This is a genomic window from Acinetobacter calcoaceticus, from assembly GCF_900520355.1.
Taxonomy (GTDB): domain Bacteria; phylum Pseudomonadota; class Gammaproteobacteria; order Pseudomonadales; family Moraxellaceae; genus Acinetobacter; species Acinetobacter calcoaceticus_C.
Genome location: NZ_LS999521.1, coordinates 3,256,797 through 3,277,579 on the forward strand (window position 1 = coordinate 3,256,797; position 20,783 = coordinate 3,277,579).

Sequence of the window (20,783 nt, forward strand, 5' to 3'; positions counted from 1 at the left end):
AGGTTTATATGGCTGATACAAGTATTCCTAAGGATATCGCTGATAGCCTCACAAGCATATTTACCAATATTAATACCGAACGTATTAGTGAAATTTTAGTCGCTGTTGTGCTCTGTTTTATTGGTTTTGTTCTTGCTCGTATTATTTCAAATACATTCATTAGAACCATTGGCTCACGTTTTAATGCTCATCAACGTTTGGTGTGGCGCCGCGGTATTTTTTATTTTATTTTCTTACTCTTCATTATGACGAGTTTAAAAGAAGCTGGTTTTAAACTCAGTGTATTTCTTGGTGCGGCAGGGATTTTAACCGTAGCACTTGGTTTCGCATCGCAAACGTCTGCCAGTAACTTAATCAGTGGTTTATTTTTGATTGGCGAAGGTTCGTTTGAAGTCGGGGATACGATCCAGATTACCCTGATTCGTGGAAATACGATTGAAGGTGAAGTGATCTCAATTGATTTGCTTTCTGTAAAACTACTTACATTAGACAATGTCTATATTCGTCTGCCAAATGAACAGCTTATTCGTGCTCCCGTACACAACTTATCTAAATACCCAATTCGGCGAATTCCAATTACACTCGCAATTAACTTTCACGAAGACATCATTAAAGTTCGTGAAGTTCTACTTAACGTAGCAGCTCATTATCCGCTTGTATTAGATGACCCAAAGCCTGCTGTTACAGTTACTGCATTCAGAGAATCATCGATTGAACTTTTATTTGCAATGTGGTGTAGACAAGAAAATTCTTTAAAAGTCCGAGATGAGATGCAAGAAAGAATTCGAAATGGATTTTTAGATAATCAGATTGAAATTCCTGTTCCTAAAATGGGTTTGATTGATCGACCACCTACTGTTTTTGCTGAAGATGATATCGATCAATACACTAATCAAAATGAGTTAAAACGAGAGCCTAAAGCTTAGGCTCTTCATTTTTTTGTACAGAGGATGACGGTGGTAATGGTGCAAGATAAGCAATAATTAACATTACCCCACCCGCCCCAATAAATGAAATGACTCGAGTTAATGTCGCACTTTGCGATAGATCAAGCAAAATTAGTTTTAATACGACAATTCCTAAAAGCGCAGCACCCACAAACCACAATTGACGAATCATTCTTCGACTAGAGAATGTGGTTAAAACGAATGCCAAGATGACCCAAAGCAATGTCAAACTTAACTGTACTAGACCATTTGTCCAAATTGCAGCACTCCAGAGTGGCGTCGCCCAATAATGGTGCAAACTTCTAACCACCACATTACTGAATACTAATAATCCCACTAGAATTGTTGTAATTTTAAAAGTCCACTCCAGTGATTTATCTTGATCAAAAGCATGTTGATAGATAATAAAGAGAAGACCTGCAAATACTACAATTGAAAGAAAATCAGTTAAGTTCAACAATGGAACAAAATAAAGGTACTCGGCAGAATGGATATCGACACTCACCACAAGCAACCATAGTAAACTTAGGCACCACACCGGAATTTGATGTAACAAAGCAGTTTTATGGGACTGGTAAGCCCAAATCGAATAAACCACTGGAACGAAAGCCAAAGCAACAATTGGCATTTGTGGAAAAATCGCCAAACCAACCGTGGCTAATGCCATCCAACTTAAACCAGCCCATGCCTTTAAAGACCCAAACTGACCTGACTGCGGTTGAGCCATAATGAATAAAGCACTGAGGAATGTTGCTGCAATGAGGAAAGTACCCTGTTGCAATATGCTCGGCCATTTAAATACGCTGAATATTTGACTGGTAAAGGCCTCACCCAAAATTAACAACAATAAAAGGCTAATTAGACTTAACTGTAAACTCTGCCATTGGACTCTTAGTTTGTAGTGAACGACTACACTAAATATTGATAATAATAATATCGCAACCATCAAATATGGGCTTAAGCCGTGATTTTGCCATGTCAATATTTCTATACCAGCGACAGCACCTGCATACATCCCTAAGCACAAGAAAATACCGCTAAACATGCTGGCACTAAAATAGTGTTGCTCTTTACTGTTGTATTGCAACAAATAGAAGGCTGAAATAAATTGGGCGATTGCATAAATACTTGTACTCAATGTTGGGAATTGTTCATTTGCCCAAAATTGATAAAACAATGCAATTGAACTTAGTAAAACTAAAATTACACCAATATATCGGCTTAAACGGTAGCGCTCAGTTACACCCCATACAATTAAGGCCGTACCTTGAGCGACCCAACCAATTGCAGTCCAGTGTGCTCCTTTCGCGAGTGGAAAGATTAGAGCAAAAAATGCAACGGCGAGAATGAAAAAGCTTTTTGCCAACACCGAAAGTTGAGGATGGGTCTTTTTGATCCAGAAAGTTAATACGGCATAAGTACCAGCCAAAACAGCAGCACCAATCGTCAACGCTTGGGTAGACTCATGAACTAAATAGGCATGTAGCGTAAAGCCAAGTACAGGCACACTAAAAATAAGACCAACATCTAACAGTGGAGGTAAACGAATCCCTTCTCGTTTTTCAGGTGTTGAAACTCGAGATATATTTTGGCTATAACGCACACTGAGCCAAATAAATAATCCTATATGCAGCCATAAAATCCAGTCTAATGTGTCAAATTTTGCAGGTTCTGCATAAAAACCTATCGCGCTACCACCAATAAACATCGTGGCAAAGAAAGTGATTTGATTCAAAACTTTCCAAGGCTGAATAAAGTTAACGGCAGCAACAGCAAGATTAATGACCAAATAGTAGCTAAATAAGAAAACCACATCGGGACGATATTGCGGAATGACCAGTGGCGCTGCGTAAGCCATGCCGAGTGCTAAAATCGCTAAATAAATCGCCTGTTGCTTTAAACTTAAAAATACAGTGATTGCTAATAAAATAGTAAATAAGATGCTAGCTGTAGTTAGGCTGGCAATCACACCAAAATGATGCGAGAACACAAGTGTTAGGAATACAACTGCCAGTCCGACACCTTGCAATGCCACAGCAAAAAGTTGATTTTTCTTTTGTAAGATATATCCAAATGCCGTTAATACACCTCCAGCAACAGCGATAAACCCAAGTTTCAAACCCAAACTTAGCTGCCAGTGCTCGCTTGCGAAACGCAGTAACAACACTACCCCAACCATGAGCACAGCAACAGCAACTCTTAAAATCGGATTGCCATGTACCATCCAATCTATTGCTGGTTGCCACCATGCAGTTTGTACAGGAGCTAAATTTTCTTTTTGGTCTAAAGAGTTCATTTCAGGTAGAGCAGGCTTGATCATATTGTTTGGATCAATTTGCCCCGATACAGGCGTTACAACATCTGTATTTATTGCTTCATTTACATGAACATTTTGTTTTGCTGTCTCGAGGTACAATAGTCTTGTATGGAATGCACTAATCGTTTGGACCAAACATAACAATAAAACCAGTAATGCACCGCCAGCAATCCACATCCAGTGATTCATATAAGCAACTAACGCAACCAAGGCAGCCGTATAAATCACTGTTGTTTGCATACGAATAGAATAAAGAGGATTTGCCTGATGTGAAAACTGTTGTTCTAAATGAGTCAGACGCTGATGCAAATTTGATAATAACTGAACCAGTACTACCACGAGTGCAATCGATAAAGCAGCAACAGCACTCTGGAATTTAAAACCAATCGAAATGGCTAAAAACAAAGTCAAAGCGATCAAAACAATGATCATTCCCTGTTTGTCTTTTTTATACATGGGCTTAGCAATATGACACCTTCATTACATGTCATCTTACTTCAAGGCAATACAAGCGTATATTTATACATACAAAATACTGCAAAAATCATAAACCTGCATTCATATCCGTTTTCACGTAAAATACCCGTAATTCAGATTAAGGAATTGTTCAATGCCACCATTTGTCTTGGTTGATGGGTCCTATTTTTTATTTCGTGCATATCATGCATTACCACCATTGACGACCTCTACAGGGTTACATACCAATGCAATACGTGGAGCAATTTCTGCGATTCAAAAACTTATGCGTCGTATGCAACCGACGCATATGGCCGTAATTTTTGACACTCCCGAACCAACCTTCCGTCATAAGCTTTCACCCATTTATAAAGGTGATCGCCCAACAATGCCCGAAGAGTTATCTCAACAAATTCCATATTTACATGCATTGATTAAAGCTCAAGGTATTCCTTTATATAGTCTCCCTGGCGCAGAAGCGGATGACATTATTGGTACACTTGCTAAACGTGCCGTACTCGAAGGCCACCATGTTCTCATCTCGACTGGAGATAAAGACATGGCTCAATTAGTTAATGATCATGTAAAGTTAGAAGATAGTTTTAAAGATCGCGTAATGGACACTGACGGTGTATTTGAGAAGTTTGGAGTTTGGCCAAATCAGATTATCGACTACTTGACTCTGATGGGCGATGCATCCGACGGTATTATGGGTGTTCCAGGCATTGGTGCAAAAACAGCAGCAAAATTACTGACTGAATATGGCACCCTAGAGAATATTATTGCCAATGCAGACCAACTTAAAGGCAAGATTAGTCAGAATATTAAAGATAATTTAGACAATATTAAGCTTGATCATCAGCTAGCAAGTATTGTGTGTGATCTTCCTTTAGAACTCGACTGGCATGAATTAAAGCTTATCGACCCAAATGTTGATGCTTTGCGTAACTTATATACTGAACTTGAGTTTAGAAATCAGTTACAGTCACTTGACCATCCAAATAATCCGAACAGCTCTGCTTATAAACAACAAGTTTCACAAGTCGTAGTACAAGATGAGGTTAAACCAGCTGATTCGATAGAAACCGAAGATCAGGCCAGTTTAACGAGTCAAGATGACCAGCTTGGGACTGCCAATTACCACACTGTTTTAACTCAAGAAGCATGGGATCAACTCTGGCAACGCATGCAAAATGCCGATCATTTTGCGATTGATACAGAAACCACGAGTCTTGATTATCGTATTGCCGAAATGGTTGGTTTTTCAATCGCATTTGATGCACAAGATGCTTACTATGTTCCTTTGGCGCATAACTATGAAAATGCGCCACAGCAACTGAACCGTGAGCAAATTCTGGCTCAAATTAAGCCTGTACTAGAAAATGAAGCGGTTAAAAAAATCGGTCATCATCTTAAATACGATGCACATATTTTCGCTAACCATGGAATTGAGTTAAAAGGCTGGTATTTCGACAGCATGTTGGCGTCTTATGTACTGAATGCAGCAGCAACTCGTCATGGAATGGATGATGTTGCCCGTGTCTACCTAAGTCACTTAACAACGACTTTTGAGCAAATTGCTGGCAAAGGTGCAAAGCAGAAAACATTTAATCAAATTGAGATTGAAGTCGCTGCTCACTATGCAGCAGAAGATGCACATGTGACCTATCGTTTGTATGAAGTCCTTTCAAACAAACTTAAACCATTTCCTGAACTAGAAAATATTTTATATAACATCGAAATGCCAGTTGCCCGAATTTTATCGAGTATGGAAGAGAATGGCATTCGTTTAGATCATGCATTCCTCGATAACTTAAGTGTTGAATTTGCAAAAACTATGGAAGGTCTTGAAAATCAAGCCATGGAAATTGCAGATGAAACTTTTAATATTGCTTCACCTAAACAAGTAGGGGAAATTCTATTTGATAAATTAGGAATCAAAGGCGGGAAAAAAACTGCAACTGGGCAATACAGTACAAGCGAAAGTGTTTTAGAAAAAATTGAACATCCTTTAGCGGAAATTATTTTAGAACATCGCGGTTTAGCAAAGTTAAAGAGTACCTATACGGACCGTCTGGTTGAACAATCTCATAATGATACGCATCGTGTACATACGAGCTATCATCAAGCGCTAACAGCGACAGGTCGCCTATCCTCTTCCGATCCTAACTTACAAAATATTCCAATTCGTAGACAAATTGGCCGTCAGATTCGTAAAGCTTTCATTGCACCGGAAGGCCGAGTTCTATTGGCTGCCGATTACTCGCAAATTGAACTACGTTTAATGGCACATTTTTCTCAAGATGATGCTTTAGTACATGCGTTCCAACATGGACAAGATGTTCACCGTCGTACTGCCGCCGAAGTATTAGGTATTGCAATTGAAGATGTGACTAATGACCAGCGTCGTCAAGCCAAAGCAGTAAACTTTGGTCTACTTTATGGTATGTCTGAGTTTGGCTTAATTCGTCAATTAGGCTTCACACGTCAAGAATCGCAAAACTATATCAAGCAATATTTCCAACGTTATCCTGGCATTTATGAATATATGCAACGCACGCGTCAAGTTGCCTCAGAACAAGGGTTTGTTGAAACCATTTTAGGTCGTCGTCTTTATACACCAGATATTGATGCACGAAATGTGATGGTGCGTAAGGCTGCCGAACGTGCAGCTATCAATGCACCTTTACAAGGTAGTGCAGCTGATATTATTAAACTTGCGATGATTGAAGTAGATAAAATTCTGCCAAAAGATCAGGCAAAGTTACTTCTTCAAGTACACGATGAATTAGTTTTTGAAGTAGATCAAAACATTGCCGATGAGCTTTCTAAGCAAATTGCAAATGTTATGGAATCGGTTCTAGAAATTTCAGTGCCTTTACTTGTTGAAGTAGGACAAGGTCTAAACTGGGATGATGCTCATTAATTAACAGAAATAAAAAAAGGGCTGTTAAATACAGCCCTTTTTTATTGAATCAGCTTAAAGTCCGGTTAAGAGAACTTTCGCTACTTCATTCATTAATATCTCGGCAATATAGAGTGCCAAAAATGCCAAAATTGGAGATAAATCAATCATTCCCATATTAGGCAATAAACGACGGAATGGCGCGAGTAATGGTTCAGCTAAATCTTGAATCACCTCAATATAAGGTGAACGCGATTGCGTAAACATGACCACCCAACTCAAAATGATTGTTGCGAAAATTAAATAACGGCAGAAACGAATCAAATCCTGAATCATGGTTACAAATGTCAGAATCAGTAAATGAATCGGACTATTTGGCATAGAGCCAGAAAGATACATCACACCGAAAATTTTCAGTAAATACAACGTAATTAAAAGAACCAACGCAGCCAAATTAAATCGGCCTTTTGCGACCGTCGGAAAAATTCGGCCAAAAATATCAACAATCTTAGTCGCTTTTACGGTCGATAAAACCACAGGATTATAAGGACTTACTGCCGCTAATTGTATTAAAAAACGGAAAAAGACCAATAAAATCGCGACATTAATTAAAATTCCAAAAATTAGCGCAGAATTTGCACCCATAGTTGTCTTATCCTATTTAAGCTATTTCGCACTGTCACTCAATTCTTGAGCCAATTCTTGACTACGCTTCTGAGCAGCAGCCAATGCAGATTGAATATTTTGGGAGATTTGTGCACGGTCAAAAACTTCAAGTGCAGCTTGTGTTGTACCATTTGGCGATGTCACATTCTTACGAAGTTCAGATGGAGTATTTGAACTGGTAATTGCCATTTGAGCTGCACCTAACGCCGTTTGAAGAGTCAAAGCGGTTGCAACTTTTTCATCCAGTCCTAAATTCTTACCCGCACGGATCATACTTTCCATCAAATAGAAAAAATATGCAGGACCTGAACCAGAAACTGCTGTTACCGCATCAATTTGAGCTTCGGAGTTTACCCAAATTGTTAAACCTGTGGCTGCTAAAATCTGACTTGTTAATTCACGATCCGAAGTACCTACTACATCATTTGCATAGATACCATGCGCGCCTGTTTGAACCAGAGCTGGTGTATTTGGCATAACTCGTACAATTCGATCGCTATCAATTAAATTTGATATTGTTTGAATTTCAGCACCAGCAATAATTGAAATGACCAATTTATCTGATAACAGACCTTTCAAGGGACGTAAAACAGTCGCCAAAACTTGGGGTTTTACCGCCAGTACGACAACATCAGCATTTTGAATTGCAGCCACGTTATCTTGTGTGACGTGGACTTCTTTCTCTTGTAATAATTGACGGATCTGTTCAACAGGATCTGAAACAGTAATACGTGTCGGTGGTAAACCTCTTGAAATGAGCCCACCAATTAACGCTTGGGCCATATTACCGCCACCAATAAAACAGATATTACAATTTACTGCACTTGCCATAACCATATTCGCCATTTACCAGATTACAAGAATGAGAAATTAAATCTGGTTGCCATCCTCCTTGCTCACAATACGGAGACTGAGCCAACCAAAATCCTTTCGGTGTAAAAACCCCAAGCATAACATTATCTATGACTAATATTTGAATTGTATGACGAAGCCAAGGCAAAATATGTGCTTCTTGAATTGCTTTTTTTAACGGCCATTGGCCAACACGACCATATAAATGGACTTTTTCTCCACCCTGACGTCGAATTATTCTCAATTTTTTATTTAATAAAGATGAAGCTAAACCGATATTTTTTTGTGTAATCTGAAAATTTCCTGAAGCGAAATGCACTATTTCTCCCATTTGGAAATGATGCTCCGATTCAGCCTCAACAGGACTTAAGGTTTCAGCAAGAAAAACCTGCTTACTCAATCTATAAAGATTCTGTTGATAACGGACATAGTAAAACTGATTCCAGTGTAATGCTGCTTGTGCATCAGACTTTGAATCAATCACTTCATTTTTTAAGCGCTCGACCATTTCAAATGCAGGTCGATATTGCCCATCACCTTTCATCCAAACTGAAAGTAACTGACGCTGACGGGCAGCCGATAAATCTAACAGTTTAGTTAAGTCTAAACACTCAGCGGTACCACAATACTTTAAATCGACTATCAAAACTTCTTCTAAAATTTCAGAAGCATCTTGCATCAAATAGCTGGTTCGACTAAGTGCTTGCTGCATTTTAGGAAATCGATTTTGTAAAAATGGCCAAAGTTCCTCACGTGACCATGCTCGATCATAGTGAATATCGTAATTTGTAGGGTCATTTACATATTCAACTTCAAGTTGGGTAGTCCAATCGACAATTTGCTCACGAGTTAAATCTAAAAAAGGACGCCAAATTGTCATATCTACGCGGTAATCAATAGACTGCATAGCAGCAAGGCCATCAACACCTGCACCCGACATCAACCTCAACATTACTGTTTCAGCCTGATCTTGTTGATGATGAGCAAGTACTAAAATTTCGTTAGCTTGTAAATGCTGTCGATAAGCTTGATAACGTGCCTGACGTGCTTGAGCTTCCAAATTACCGTCGGTAACTTGAACCTTTTGAATAATATAAGGGATATCTAAGCAAGTAGCTTGTTTAGCAACGAGTTTACCCCATTCTGCACTTTGTGATTGCAGTTGATGATCGATATAAATCGCTCGAATCTTTTGAGGGAAAATTTGAGACATCAAATGTAGTAGCAGCATTGAATCCATGCCGCCACTACATCCAATAAGAAAAGAACTATTTTCTGAAAACAGTTGAGCCTGCGTTAAGACATTATGCCTAAATTTGCGCTGCCAAACTTCATTAAACGTTGATAACGTGCTTCGCATCGTTCATTTGCATCCATTGGTAGCAATTCATCCAAAGCCTGCTTCAAAACTACTTTTAGATTTTGCATTACATGCTCAGGATCTAAATGTGCCCCTTCACCTTCATCTACTACATATTCAACAATACCTAGAGATTGTAATTTATCTGCTGTCAAACCTAGAGCTTCGCTCGCTTGAGCCGCTTTTTCAGCAGTTTTCCATAAAATAGATGCGCAGCCTTCTGGTGAAATCACAGAATAAATACTATGCGATAACATAATTACTCTGTCAGCAACGCCAATACCTAAAGCACCACCAGAACCACCTTCACCAAGTACTGTTGCAACAACAGGAACCTTCAAACTTGAAAGTTGAGCAAGGCTAGTTGCAATTGCTTCGGCTTGTCCACGTTCTTCAGCACCAACACCAGGGTAAGCACCCATAGTATCAATAAACGTAAAGACCGGAAGATTAAAACGCTCAGCCATATCTAATAGGCGTTGAGATTTACGGTAACCTTCAGGGTTAGCCATACCGAAGTTATGCTTTAATTTTTCACGGGTACTACGACCACGGTGTTGTCCAATGACCATCACAGGTTGACCGTCAAAACGAGCAAGACCACCTACCATCGCACCATCGTCACCAAACAAACGATCACCATGCAAGGCGTCAAATTCTGTAAAGATTTCACCGACATAATCTAGAAATTGCGGACGTTCAGGATGACGTGCAATTTGAACCGTTGTCCACGCTTTGGACTGAGTAGCTTTTTTCATAGGTCGAATATTATCCCTTTAATCGATAAATTTTTCCGACTGAATATTCAATTCAATGTCCCAATGCTTAAACTGATCTTGCTCATCATGCAAGTCCGCAACTAACAATGGCCATTGTTTGGCATCACCAGAAACACTAAGCTGCCATTGTTGATCATTTATGATGGTCAGTTCAATGGCAGGAAGCATCTGATCACTTCGACTATGGTTGAGTAAAACTGCTAGGCGAAGCAATAAACATAAGTAAAGTAATTTATGACCACCAGCCTTCAAAATTTCGTTTTTTACATCATTTCGCAATTTACGACGATGGTGAGCAACTAAATGTGAAAGATGATTTTGATCAATTTGCGAGAAACCTGGAATATCAGAATGCTGTAACAAATAAGCACCATGGCGATGATAACCACCATGACTAATTGCTAAACCAATCTCATGCAAATAAGCTGATCGACGCAGTAAGTCACTGTCTTCACTCGTTAAATTAAGAGATTTCGCCACACCATCAAATAATTGCTGTGCTGTATTGACAACACGTTCTGCTTGTTTAGGGTCAGCATTATAACGACCCATTAGAGCCTGTACACTGCGGTCGCGTATATCCTCATGTTTAAATCGACCTAATAGGTCATACATAACACCTTCGCGTAATGCACCATCAGAATATGCCAAACGATCAATTTCTAGAACTTCAAAAACTGCGTACAAAATTGCCAATCCGGCTGGCAAAACTGCTCGTCGATCTTCTCTTAAACCTTCAAAATCAATTTCAGAAACGTTTTTAAACTTAAGTAATTTATCTTTAAGTTTGTATAAACCTTCTCGAGTGACATTTTCTTGTTCATCACTTAAGCCCATATTAACCATAATTTGGCGACAGGCTTTAATCGTTCCACTCGAACCAACGACAGTATCCCACCCTTCCATTTTATAAGTCGTTGCAATAGCAGAAAGTTCTTTACGAGCAGCAACTACGGCCTTATCAAATGATTTCTGGGTAATTTCCCCATCAGAAAAGTAAGCTGTTGTATAGGCCACACAACCCATTTGTAATGATTCGGTGTAAATAGGTTCAAACTCTTCACCGATAATAAATTCGGTAGAACCACCACCAATATCGACGACCAAGCGACGTCCACCATTGGCCATGGTATGCGATACACCCAAATAGATCAGACGGGCTTCTTCTCGTCCTGCAATAATTTCAATAGGTTTAGGTAAAATTTCTGCAGCTTTTTGAATAAATTCATGACCATTTTTTGCCTGACGCAAGGCATTAGTAGCCACAATTCGTAAACGATTAGGTTGAACAGAACTCAATCTACCAACAAAACGGGCTAGACATGCCAAACCACGTTGCTGAGCTGCTTCTGTTAAATTTTTATTTTCATCTAAACCAGCTGCAAGCTGTACTTTTTCTGACATCGAAGCAACTTTTTTAACTTCACCGTGATCTACCCGTGCAATTGCAAGGTGAAAGCTGTTCGACCCCATATCTATGGCGGCAAGTAATTCTTCATCAATCAGAAAGTCAGACATTATTGAACTAAACCCATAACAATTCACGCCTAGAGTAATTCACACGAATGCAATTGAAAAGCCATTTTCATCAACAATTAACTGTCATTTATATTTTTCTATTTATGAGTTGATTGTACAAGTCGATGGTGAATATCGTGAGCATCCATTAGACAAATTTAGTTAAGCCTTGAATAATGGCATCAAACCCTTACATTGAACTAAGTAGCTATGTAATACTGATAGAGATAATTTTCTCCTGTAGTAATAGCACTTTTTTCTAAAAATTGGAGCCGTACCATGTCTGCGACTATTGTAAATACAACTGATGATAACTTCCAAGCAGATGTTCTAGACGCTGAAACACCTGTACTTGTTGACTTCTGGGCAGGTTGGTGTGCACCTTGTAAAGCAATTGCACCTGTTCTTGAAGACTTATCAAGTGAATATGCTGGTAAAGTAAAAATTGTTAAAGTTGATGTGACTTCTTGCGAAGATATTGCGGTGAAATACAATATCCGCAATATTCCTGCTTTATTACTTTTCAAAAATGGTGAAGTCGTAGCTCAACAAATTGGCGCTGTACCTCGCTCTAAACTTGTAAGCTTTATTGATGAAAATGTTTAAGTCAAAATGCTAAGAATGAAAATACGCTATACTTTTATAGCGTATTTTTTTCGGCTATAAATTGACAAATTAACTAAGCTGGCTTATATTGCATGCTCAAGAGGCACTGAAGGGAATCATCTTCGTCCGGCTTCTTACAAGACACAAACATAAAGATCGCCACTCGGCAACAGAAATTGTTTTTTCACATTTTTCTTCGAAACAATCAATCAGACTTCTGAATTGTTATTGTGTAAATACAATTGCGATAATCTTTTTTGTATGCGAGCGATTTTTCTTCTTTTTAAACCACACTCTACTCTTTCCTAATTCTGACCCTTATGAATTTAACTGAACTCAAGAAAAAACCAATTGGTGAATTAATTAAAATTGCTGAATTTATGGGCCTGGAAGGTATGGCTCGTAACCGAAAGCAAGATATTATCTTTGCCATTTTGAAACGCCATGCGATGAATGGCGAAGAAATTTTTGGTGACGGCGTTCTTGAAATTCTCTCTGATGGTTTTGGTTTTTTGCGCTCTGCCGCAGGTTCGTATTTAGCAGGTCCGGATGATATTTATGTGAGTCCCTCACAAATCCGACGCTTTAACTTGCGTACAGGCGATACCATCACAGGTACTATTCGCCCTCCAAAAGAAGGTGAGCGTTATTTTGCGTTGCTCAAAGTTAACCAGATTAACTATGACACGCCAGAAAATTCTCGAAATAAAATTCTATTTGAAAACTTAACACCCCTTTTCCCAACCGAACAATTGGTTATGGAACTAGGTAATGGTACGACAGAAGACTTAACTTCTCGTGTTGTTGACTTAGTTGCGCCAATCGGTAAAGGTCAACGTTCTATTATTGTTGCACCGCCAAAAGCGGGTAAGACAATGCTACTTCAAAATATTGCTCAATCTATTGTTAGAAACAATCCTGAAGTATTCCTGATTGTTCTATTAATTGACGAGCGTCCAGAAGAAGTAACTGAAATGGAACGTACTGTTCGCGGTGAAGTCATTGCTTCAACATTCGATGAAGCTCCTGCTCGCCACGTACAAGTTGCAGAAATGGTGATTGAAAAAGCAAAACGTCTTGTTGAACATAAAAAAGACGTTGTGATTCTGCTTGACTCTATTACCCGTTTAGCGCGTGCATATAACACTGTCATTCCTTCATCAGGTAAAGTATTAACTGGTGGTGTAGATGCTCACGCATTAGAGCGCCCTAAACGCTTCTTCGGTGCTGCACGTAATATTGAAGAAGGTGGATCTCTTACGATCATCTCAACTGCTTTGATTGAAACAGGCAGTAAAATGGATGACGTAATTTATGAAGAATTTAAAGGTACAGGTAACCAAGAGATCACTCTTGATCGCCGTATTGCTGAAAAACGCGTCTTCCCTGCCATGAATATTAAGAAATCTGGTACCCGTCGTGAAGAGCGTTTAATGGATGATGATAACTTACGTAAAGTATGGATCCTCCGTAAGCTCCTTCATCCTATGGATGAGTTGGCGGCAATGGAATTCTTACTTGATCGTATGAAAGAAACTAAAACAAATGATGATTTCTTCGATCAAATGAAGCGTAAAGCTTCAACTTAATCGATTAATCTTCAATAAAAAGCCACTCTTTTGAGTGGCTTTTTATTTGGTTGACAAGCTTTACACAAAAATACATTTTGCAGTTTTTTATGTAAAATTATTTATAAGCTTTTGATAATAATTATTTTTGAATTAAAAAAAACAAGTTTTTTAATAGCTTACCTCCACCTTTTCCAATACACTCGGGCTAATTGATTGTTTTTTTCTGTTAAAAAACAGACTGTTTTTCTCTTTTTCATACGTTTTTTCGACAGACGACAGTAGTATTTCAGCATTTGCAGTGATAGCATAGCGGCAGACCAGTTAGACTGCTCCATGCGTTGTTACCTAGCTACGTTTTAGGAATAATAAAAGCAAAACAGTCCAACTTAGGTTTTTTTAATCTCAAATCTTTTTTGTGAGAGTGATGCCATGTTATTCAAAAAATTTGCTGCTGTTGCTGCTGTAGCTGCTACTTTAGCTTTCGTTGGTTGTTCTAAGAAAGAAGAAGCTCCTGCTGCTGCTGCTTCTGAAGCTGTAGCTGCTGCTTCTGAAGCTTCTACTGCTGCTTCTGAAGCTGCTACTGCTGCTTCTACTGCTGTTGATGCTGCTGCTTCTGAAGCTTCTGCTGCTGCTGCTTCTGCACCTGCTGCTTCTGAAGCTTCTGCTGCACACTAATCTATAATTTAGATTAGAAAAAAAGAGGACATTTGTCCTCTTTTTTTACGCCTAAATTTTATATTCCTAAGCCCACTTCACTTAATATATCTAGATACATTGACATAACATCGTAGTGGAATAAACCTGTCTAAATATAAGTAAAAAAAAGCAGATCAATCGATCTGCTCATTTCCAACGCGTTGTCTAAACTTTTGACCTGCTCTAAAGGTCACTACACGGCGAGCAGAAATTGGAATTTCTTCGCCTGTTTTAGGATTACGTCCTGGACGTTCGCGTTTATCTCTTAATTCAAAATTACCGAAACCAGAGAGCTTAACCTGCTCTCCCGCAATAAGTGCTTGGCTAATTTCGTCGAAGAACAACTCGACCATTTGTTTTGCTTCACGGCGATTTAAGCTGGTTAACTCACTTAAATGATCAGCCATGTCTGCTTTAGTTAATGCTGTCATGAGGCCCTCAATGTCGCTTGATAAGTGTTTTCTAACACTTGGATAATATTGTCCATACCAGATTTAATTTCAGCATCTTCAAGCGTACGTGAAGGATGTTGCCACAAAAGTGCAAACGCTAATGAGCGCTTACCATCTTCGACACCCTGCCCCGTATACACATCGAATAACCATGTAGAGTCTAAAAGCTCTCCACCAGTTTGTTCGATTAACTGCTGAATATCTCTAACATTTATATTATCAGAGATTAAAAGCGCAATATCACGTCTAACCGAAGGAAAACGTGATAATTCTGTAAAATTAGATACATAAGATTGCAAAACAGCTGTTTGATCGAGTTCAGCAACCCAAGTCGTGCTTAAATCAAGGTCATTTTCTAGAGATGGATGCAAACGACCTAAGTAACCAATTGATTTACCATCAACCAAAATCTCAGCTGATTGCCCTGGGTGCAACCACGCGCGTTCTGAACGAACATATTCAACATTTACACGTCCAGCAGCTAATATCTCTTCAATCTCACCTTTGAAATCAAAGAAATCCATTGGTTGAGGCTTAGCATGCCATGATTCTGGTTCTTGCGAGCCGACTGCCACCAAAGCCAAGGTAGGGGTCTGCTGTAAGTCTTCAATGCTCTTAGCATTTTGATAATCAAAACGCAGCCCGAATTCGAAGAAACGAACACGACTTTGCTGACGGTTGAGATTATATTGTACGCAAGGAATTAAACTAGAAAGCAACGTACTACGCATTGCAGCCAAATCGCTTGAAATTGGATTTGCTAACATCAATGGCTTAACTTCGGGATTTAATTGCTTTTCAAGTTTCGCATCCGCAAAACTAAAACTAATTGCTTCTTGATAACCTAAAGTCACGATCGTTTGACGCAACTCAGTGAGCTCAAAACGATCTTGGTATTTAGCAAATTTAACATCCATGCTTGGTAAGCTAATCTGGATATTGTCATAGCCATCAATACGCGCAACTTCTTCAATTAAATCTTGATAAATAGCCATATCATAACGATGCGATGGCGGCACTACGCTCCACTCACCTTCAGCTTTAACTGTTACCTTACACCCTAGTCGGGTTAAAGCATCTGCAATGAACTCACCTGCGACTTGATATCCCAATAATTGGTCTACCTGAGCTTGTTTCAGTTCAATGGCTTCACGTTTTGGAAGTAAGTCAGTTTTTTCAGCTACAGTAATTGGGCCAAATTCACCACCCGCTAACTCTTGAATAAGCTGAGAAGCACGATTCATCGCAATTAAAGGTAATTCAAAATCTACACCACGTTCATAGCGCTGCGAAGAATCTGTATGTAAACCAAAACGACGAGCACGTCCAGCAATAGCAAGTGGAGCGAAGAAAGCACTTTCTAAGAAGATATCAGTCGTATCATCGGTTACACTTGACGCTAAACCACCCATAATTCCAGCAATTGCCAAAGCTTTTTGGTCGTCAGCAATCACCATAATATCTTCTGGCAACTCAACTTCTTGATCATTCAGAAGTTGTAACTTTTCTTGTTGTGTTGCTTGACGAACATGTACCGTCCCTTCGATTTTAGACAAATCGAATGCATGCATTGGTTGACCCAATTCCATTAGGACATAGTTGGTCACATCAACCAAAATACTATGAGTACGGATTCCTGAACGTGATAAAGCCTGTGCCATCCACTCAGGAGTAGCAGCTTTTATATTAACATTTTTAACTACACGCCCTAAATAACGCGGAGCGCCTTCAGTACTGATAACTACTTTTTTCTCATCAGCAATGGTGGCATCAACCGCGTTAATTACGGGTTCATTCATTTGCAATTGATTAATAACTGCAATTTCACGGGCAATACCACGAATACTAAAACAGTCACCACGGTTTGGCGTAATACTGATATCAATAATATTGTCGTCAAGTTTGAGGTATTCACGGATATTTACTCCGACTGGAGCATCGGCTGGTAATTCAAGTAAACCATCGATTTTATCTTCAAGATCAATCTCAGAAGCACCACAAAGCATTCCTTGTGATTCAATTCCACGAAGTTTACCTTTTTTGATTTTAAAATCGCCAGGTAATACTGCCCCAATGGTTGCAACTGGAGCTTTCATTCCAGCGCGAACGTTCGGTGCGCCACACACAATTTGTAAAGGCTCACCCGAACCAATATTCACTGTTGTAACACGTAAACGGTCTGCATCAGGGTGCTGCTCAACAGTTAACACTTCACCAATTACAACGCCTGTAAATGGTTTAGCCACTGGTGCCAATTCATCAACTTCAAGACCAAGCATCGTCAACTGATCAGATAATGTATCACTATCAATTGCCGGGTTAACCCATGTGCGTAGCCAATTTTCGCTAATCTTCATCTTTATAAACCTTTTTTAATCCTGAAAAACTGTTAGGCAAATTGGCGTAAGAAACGCACATCATTTTGATAGAACATACGCAAGTCATTAATGCCATAACGCAACATCGCAAAGCGCTCTACCCCTAAACCAAAAGCAAAGCCTTTGTATTTATCAGGATCAATACCCGCGGCACTTAATACATTTGGATGTACCATGCCACAGCCTAAAACTTCTAACCAACGGCCACGTTCATCCATAATATCTACTTCTGCGCTTGGCTCAGTAAACGGGAAATATGATGGACGGAAACGTACCTTTAAATCTTTTTCAAAAAACTCATTAAGCAGATTAATCAATAAACCTTTTAACTCAGCAAAGCTGGTGTTCTCGGCAACGTATAGACCTTCGATCTGATGGAACATTGGTGAATGCGTTTGATCTGAGTCACAACGATAAACACGCCCAGGACATACAATACGAATTGGTGGCTCACTTGTTTCCATTGTACGGATCTGTACACCAGAGGTATGCGTACGCAGTAAATGAGTGGCATCAAAATAGAAAGTATCGTGCATAGCACGCGCTGGATGGTGACCAGGAATATTTAATGCTTCAAAATTGTGATAGTCATCTTCAACTTCTGGGCCAGTCGCGACTGTAAAACCAGCTTTAGTGAAGAACTGACAAATTCTTTCTTGTACTTGAGTAACAGGATGAACTGTACCAACACGTTGACCGCGGCCCGGCAAAGTAATATCAATCGTTTCACTTGCTAGCTTTTGCTCAAGTGCTGCCTGTTGTAATGCCGCTTGACGTTCTGTTAAAGCAGTATTAATTGTTTCTCGAACAGCATGAATCGCAGCACCTTGTACTTTGCGTTCTTCAGGGTCCATTTTCCCTAATGCTTTCGATTGTTCTGCAAGCTGGCTTTTTTTCCCTGTAAATTGCACACGTACCTGATCAAGTGCAACAAGGTCTTGAGCTGCTGCAATGGCAGCAAGCGCTTCTGTGGTCAGGGCTTCCAGTGACATATTAACTCTCAAAGCAACAAATTAAAAAAATATAATAAAACACTGCATTCTAACAGTTTTTCATCGAATTGATGAAGTTTATCCATCATGAAAAATGTATTAGGCAACAAAAAGATAAAACGTATAAGATAATAGCATCGTCAATGAGATCAACTATTATGGCGCTCAATCAAATTTGGAAACAACAACTTACGCTTGTGACGTATGGCAATGAATACCTCCGCCAAAACTTAAGCTTTACCCAATGGCGACAACATCATATTTTTGACCACCATAGTTTTCAATTTCGTGACTTAGCTTCTCAGCATTTACTCGCCCAACACTTTCAAGTTTGGCTAGAAGCGCTAAAAAAACAAGGTACCACTCAGCTTAGTTTACATTTATCAAGCCTTCTAAATGAAGAGCAAAATCCAAACAGTAACGTTGAGCTTTTACCTTACACTCATTTTATCGTTAGCCATCAAAATGATAAGAAATTTGCATGGATTTTCGGCCATGAACTTGCTGAATGGTATAACAATGATAATGAGTTTGAAGCCCCTCCTTCACAAACCTGTGAGCTTCATTTAGAAACTTTCTGGCGTTTTGAACTAAATGAAAAGTTATCAAAAAAAATTGAAGCTGATTTAAAAAATCCGCCATGGCAAGAAATTGCTGACTTTATGGATAGTGAATTATTTCGTAGTAAATACGCAGCAGGTTTTGAGGAACCAGAATTTCAAAAAGCTCATTTGGATGGTACAAATATTACGAACCAAGAACCAAGACTTGCTTTAATTCCAGAGAGCTATCCAGCAGATTATGCTCACCAGCTTCTAAATCGTACTCAAGCATTAAGCAATTATTTAGAACAAAAGAAACGACTTGCAAATGATCCGTTAGGAGAAGAGCTAGACCAAGAACAACTCATTAATTTAAGAAATTTTACGCAAAAAACTGATGATCTGTTTGCCAAACTTATTGTTAAGGCTGCTAATCACTATCAAACAGCTCAAATAATTCCAGTCGCTAAAGCCTCTCCATTCGAGCAATCAAGTGAAAGTCCTCAACACTTGAAATCTCACCACCATAAAGGCACTGGTTCAGGCGTTATTAAGCTGATTATTCTAACGATTATTATTTGTGCATTGGCTTATTATTTTGGGCTATAACTTAGATTAGAGTTCCCATTGATAAAGTAACTCTGTTATTTCGAAACCGAACTCAGGTAGTTCGGTTTCACCAATTATTTTGGCTCCCATTTTTTCATAGAAGAAACGGCTTGGATTTTTATTAAAAACGTCTAAACGAATAGAAGCGTAATCTTGATTTAATGCACAGTGATAGAACTTTTGAAATAACTCACGACCTATACCTTGCCTTTGAATTTCTTCCAAAAGATAAAAGGCAAGAATTTCAGCAATATTATTCTTTGGGTTCAGATAACCATCGAGAAAGCCTTTTACCATTCCATTTTCAGTATAGATAAATAACTTATGATCAGGGCTTTTGGTTATTTCTTTCCATAGTAGCTCCTTATCTCGTACTTTAAGCTCATCCAATATTTCTTGCTTAAGCATACCTGTATAAGTTTCTTTCCAACACTGTACATGCACTTCTGCAATAGATAATGCATCCTTAAAGGTGGCTATACGAATTTCTCTTTCATTTAATGATTTCAATTCGTTCCCCTCATGTCACAACTTTAAAGTGAAGCACCAATTTTTTTCATACAAACTTATTGAGCTAAAAGCTGATCTCGAACATGCATTAAAGCAAAGCCCAACAAATTTAAACCTTGCCATTGAGATGGATCTTGAATATGTAAATGATCTTGCGCCATACCAATCCCCCAAATTTTATCTACCGGAGATGCTTCAACTAAAATATGGTCTTTCGTTGCTAATAAGAAATTTTTCAATTCAGGATGCTGAGAGAATTTAGCAAAGTTCGCCTGCACCACGATATCAAAACGTTTTTCTTGCCATATCTTTTCATCATAATTACGCACTTTACGACCGAGCTGTTTTGCTTCATTTGGATGTTTAACTTGCAAGATCTGTGCAAAGATTTCTTCATCATTAAATAATTTTGCTTTTTGCGCCATCATATAGTGCTTAGCAGTAAAGTATTCAATACCCTCATCTGTAAATTGCACTGGATACCACTGACTAAAACAACTCTTATCAACAAGATCAGCCTGCTTAGGAGTATGTCCCCAAAAATATAAATATTTAAACTGAACACCTTTTTGCACTTTTTTAATTAAGTCATTTAGAAATTTTTCATCTTTCATCATTTATCTCTGG

Annotated in this window: 18 protein-coding genes; 6 read left to right on the forward strand and 12 right to left on the reverse strand. The window is 38.8% G+C overall.

The features are described 5' to 3' along the window. The first annotated feature begins 8 nt into the window (after positions 1 to 8). On the forward strand, positions 9 to 926 hold the full coding sequence (locus AC2117_RS15595; protein WP_133975301.1) for a mechanosensitive ion channel family protein: 918 nt from the start codon (positions 9 to 11) through the stop codon (positions 924 to 926). On the opposite strand, the gene AC2117_RS15600 is transcribed toward AC2117_RS15595, so the two are convergent. Next, complete coding sequence (locus AC2117_RS15600) at positions 916 to 3,720, reverse strand: DUF2339 domain-containing protein (RefSeq protein WP_133975303.1); 2,805 nt, start codon at positions 3,718 to 3,720, stop codon at positions 916 to 918. The two genes, AC2117_RS15595 and AC2117_RS15600, sit on opposite strands and share 11 nt — an antisense overlap. 154 nt (positions 3,721 to 3,874) lie before the next feature. Between AC2117_RS15600 and polA the strand changes: the two genes are divergently transcribed. Beyond that, positions 3,875 to 6,646 (forward strand): DNA polymerase I, encoded by a 2,772-nt coding sequence (gene polA / locus AC2117_RS15605; protein WP_133975305.1) that lies wholly within the window; start codon positions 3,875 to 3,877, stop codon positions 6,644 to 6,646. A gap of 54 nt (positions 6,647 to 6,700) precedes the next feature. On the opposite strand, the gene AC2117_RS15610 is transcribed toward polA, so the two are convergent. From AC2117_RS15610 to ppx, 5 genes are read right to left on the reverse strand one after another with little or no spacing between them, the layout of a single operon-like run. Then, a complete protein-coding gene (locus AC2117_RS15610; protein WP_133975307.1) occupies positions 6,701 to 7,270 on the reverse strand; it encodes a YggT family protein in 570 nt (189 codons plus the stop codon). A gap of 21 nt (positions 7,271 to 7,291) precedes the next feature. Next, positions 7,292 to 8,128 carry a pyrroline-5-carboxylate reductase gene (gene proC, locus AC2117_RS15615; RefSeq protein WP_128814329.1) on the reverse strand — a complete coding sequence of 279 codons (837 nt, stop codon included), beginning with the start codon at positions 8,126 to 8,128 and terminating at the stop codon, positions 7,292 to 7,294. Continuing rightward, positions 8,100 to 9,383, reverse strand: coding sequence for a tRNA lysidine(34) synthetase TilS (gene tilS / locus AC2117_RS15620; protein ID WP_264757596.1), 1,284 nt, complete (start codon positions 9,381 to 9,383; stop codon positions 8,100 to 8,102). The genes proC and tilS overlap by 29 nt, the downstream gene beginning before the upstream one ends. A 56-nt stretch (positions 9,384 to 9,439) precedes the next feature. Continuing rightward, on the reverse strand, positions 9,440 to 10,261 hold the full coding sequence (locus AC2117_RS15625; protein WP_042895016.1) for an acetyl-CoA carboxylase carboxyltransferase subunit alpha: 822 nt from the start codon (positions 10,259 to 10,261) through the stop codon (positions 9,440 to 9,442). A gap of 18 nt (positions 10,262 to 10,279) precedes the next feature. Beyond that, entirely contained in the window at positions 10,280 to 11,800 is a 1,521-nt protein-coding gene (ppx, locus tag AC2117_RS15630) for an exopolyphosphatase (RefSeq protein ID WP_133975311.1), read from the reverse strand. A gap of 279 nt (positions 11,801 to 12,079) precedes the next feature. On the opposite strand from ppx, the gene trxA reads away from it, so the two are divergent. Both trxA and rho read left to right on the forward strand, forming a co-directional pair. After that, positions 12,080 to 12,406 carry a thioredoxin gene (trxA, locus tag AC2117_RS15635; protein ID WP_003655060.1) on the forward strand — a complete coding sequence of 109 codons (327 nt, stop codon included), beginning with the start codon at positions 12,080 to 12,082 and terminating at the stop codon, positions 12,404 to 12,406. A gap of 320 nt (positions 12,407 to 12,726) precedes the next feature. After that, positions 12,727 to 13,995, forward strand: a complete 1,269-nt coding sequence (gene rho / locus AC2117_RS15640; RefSeq protein ID WP_003655059.1) for a transcription termination factor Rho — start codon at positions 12,727 to 12,729, stop codon at positions 13,993 to 13,995. Positions 13,996 to 14,153: 158 nt separating this feature from the next. Here rho and AC2117_RS15645 read toward each other — a convergent pair whose 3' ends face one another. Next, positions 14,154 to 14,312 carry a hypothetical protein gene (locus tag AC2117_RS15645; RefSeq protein WP_133975313.1) on the reverse strand — a complete coding sequence of 53 codons (159 nt, stop codon included), beginning with the start codon at positions 14,310 to 14,312 and terminating at the stop codon, positions 14,154 to 14,156. A 94-nt stretch (positions 14,313 to 14,406) separates the two neighbouring features. On the opposite strand from AC2117_RS15645, the gene AC2117_RS15650 reads away from it, so the two are divergent. Next, positions 14,407 to 14,652, forward strand: coding sequence for a hypothetical protein (locus tag AC2117_RS15650; protein ID WP_133975315.1), 246 nt, complete (start codon positions 14,407 to 14,409; stop codon positions 14,650 to 14,652). A gap of 155 nt (positions 14,653 to 14,807) precedes the next feature. On the opposite strand, the gene AC2117_RS15655 is transcribed toward AC2117_RS15650, so the two are convergent. Genes AC2117_RS15655 through pheS form a run of 3 tightly spaced genes read right to left on the reverse strand, consistent with a single transcriptional unit; the run spans position 14,808 to position 18,495 of the window. Next, entirely contained in the window at positions 14,808 to 15,104 is a 297-nt protein-coding gene (locus tag AC2117_RS15655) for an integration host factor subunit alpha (protein WP_000126166.1), read from the reverse strand. Next, positions 15,101 to 17,482, reverse strand: a complete 2,382-nt coding sequence (pheT, locus tag AC2117_RS15660) for a phenylalanine--tRNA ligase subunit beta (protein ID WP_133975317.1) — start codon at positions 17,480 to 17,482, stop codon at positions 15,101 to 15,103. The genes AC2117_RS15655 and pheT overlap by 4 nt, the downstream gene beginning before the upstream one ends. A gap of 32 nt (positions 17,483 to 17,514) precedes the next feature. Next, positions 17,515 to 18,495, reverse strand: coding sequence for a phenylalanine--tRNA ligase subunit alpha (pheS, locus tag AC2117_RS15665; protein WP_004794529.1), 981 nt, complete (start codon positions 18,493 to 18,495; stop codon positions 17,515 to 17,517). Positions 18,496 to 18,653: 158 nt separating this feature from the next. Here pheS and AC2117_RS15670 point away from each other — a divergent pair, with 158 nt between their 5' ends. Continuing rightward, on the forward strand, positions 18,654 to 19,646 hold the full coding sequence (locus tag AC2117_RS15670; protein WP_133976404.1) for a hypothetical protein: 993 nt from the start codon (positions 18,654 to 18,656) through the stop codon (positions 19,644 to 19,646). A 6-nt stretch (positions 19,647 to 19,652) separates the two neighbouring features. Here AC2117_RS15670 and AC2117_RS15675 read toward each other — a convergent pair whose 3' ends face one another. Both AC2117_RS15675 and AC2117_RS15680 read right to left on the reverse strand, forming a co-directional pair. Beyond that, the gene (locus tag AC2117_RS15675; RefSeq protein WP_133975319.1) at positions 19,653 to 20,156 is read right to left on the reverse strand and encodes a GNAT family N-acetyltransferase; all 504 of its coding nucleotides are present in this window, start codon (positions 20,154 to 20,156) and stop codon (positions 19,653 to 19,655) included. 56 nt (positions 20,157 to 20,212) lie between these two features. After that, entirely contained in the window at positions 20,213 to 20,770 is a 558-nt protein-coding gene (locus AC2117_RS15680; RefSeq protein WP_133976405.1) for an NADAR family protein, read from the reverse strand. Positions 20,771 to 20,783: the final 13 nt, after the last annotated feature.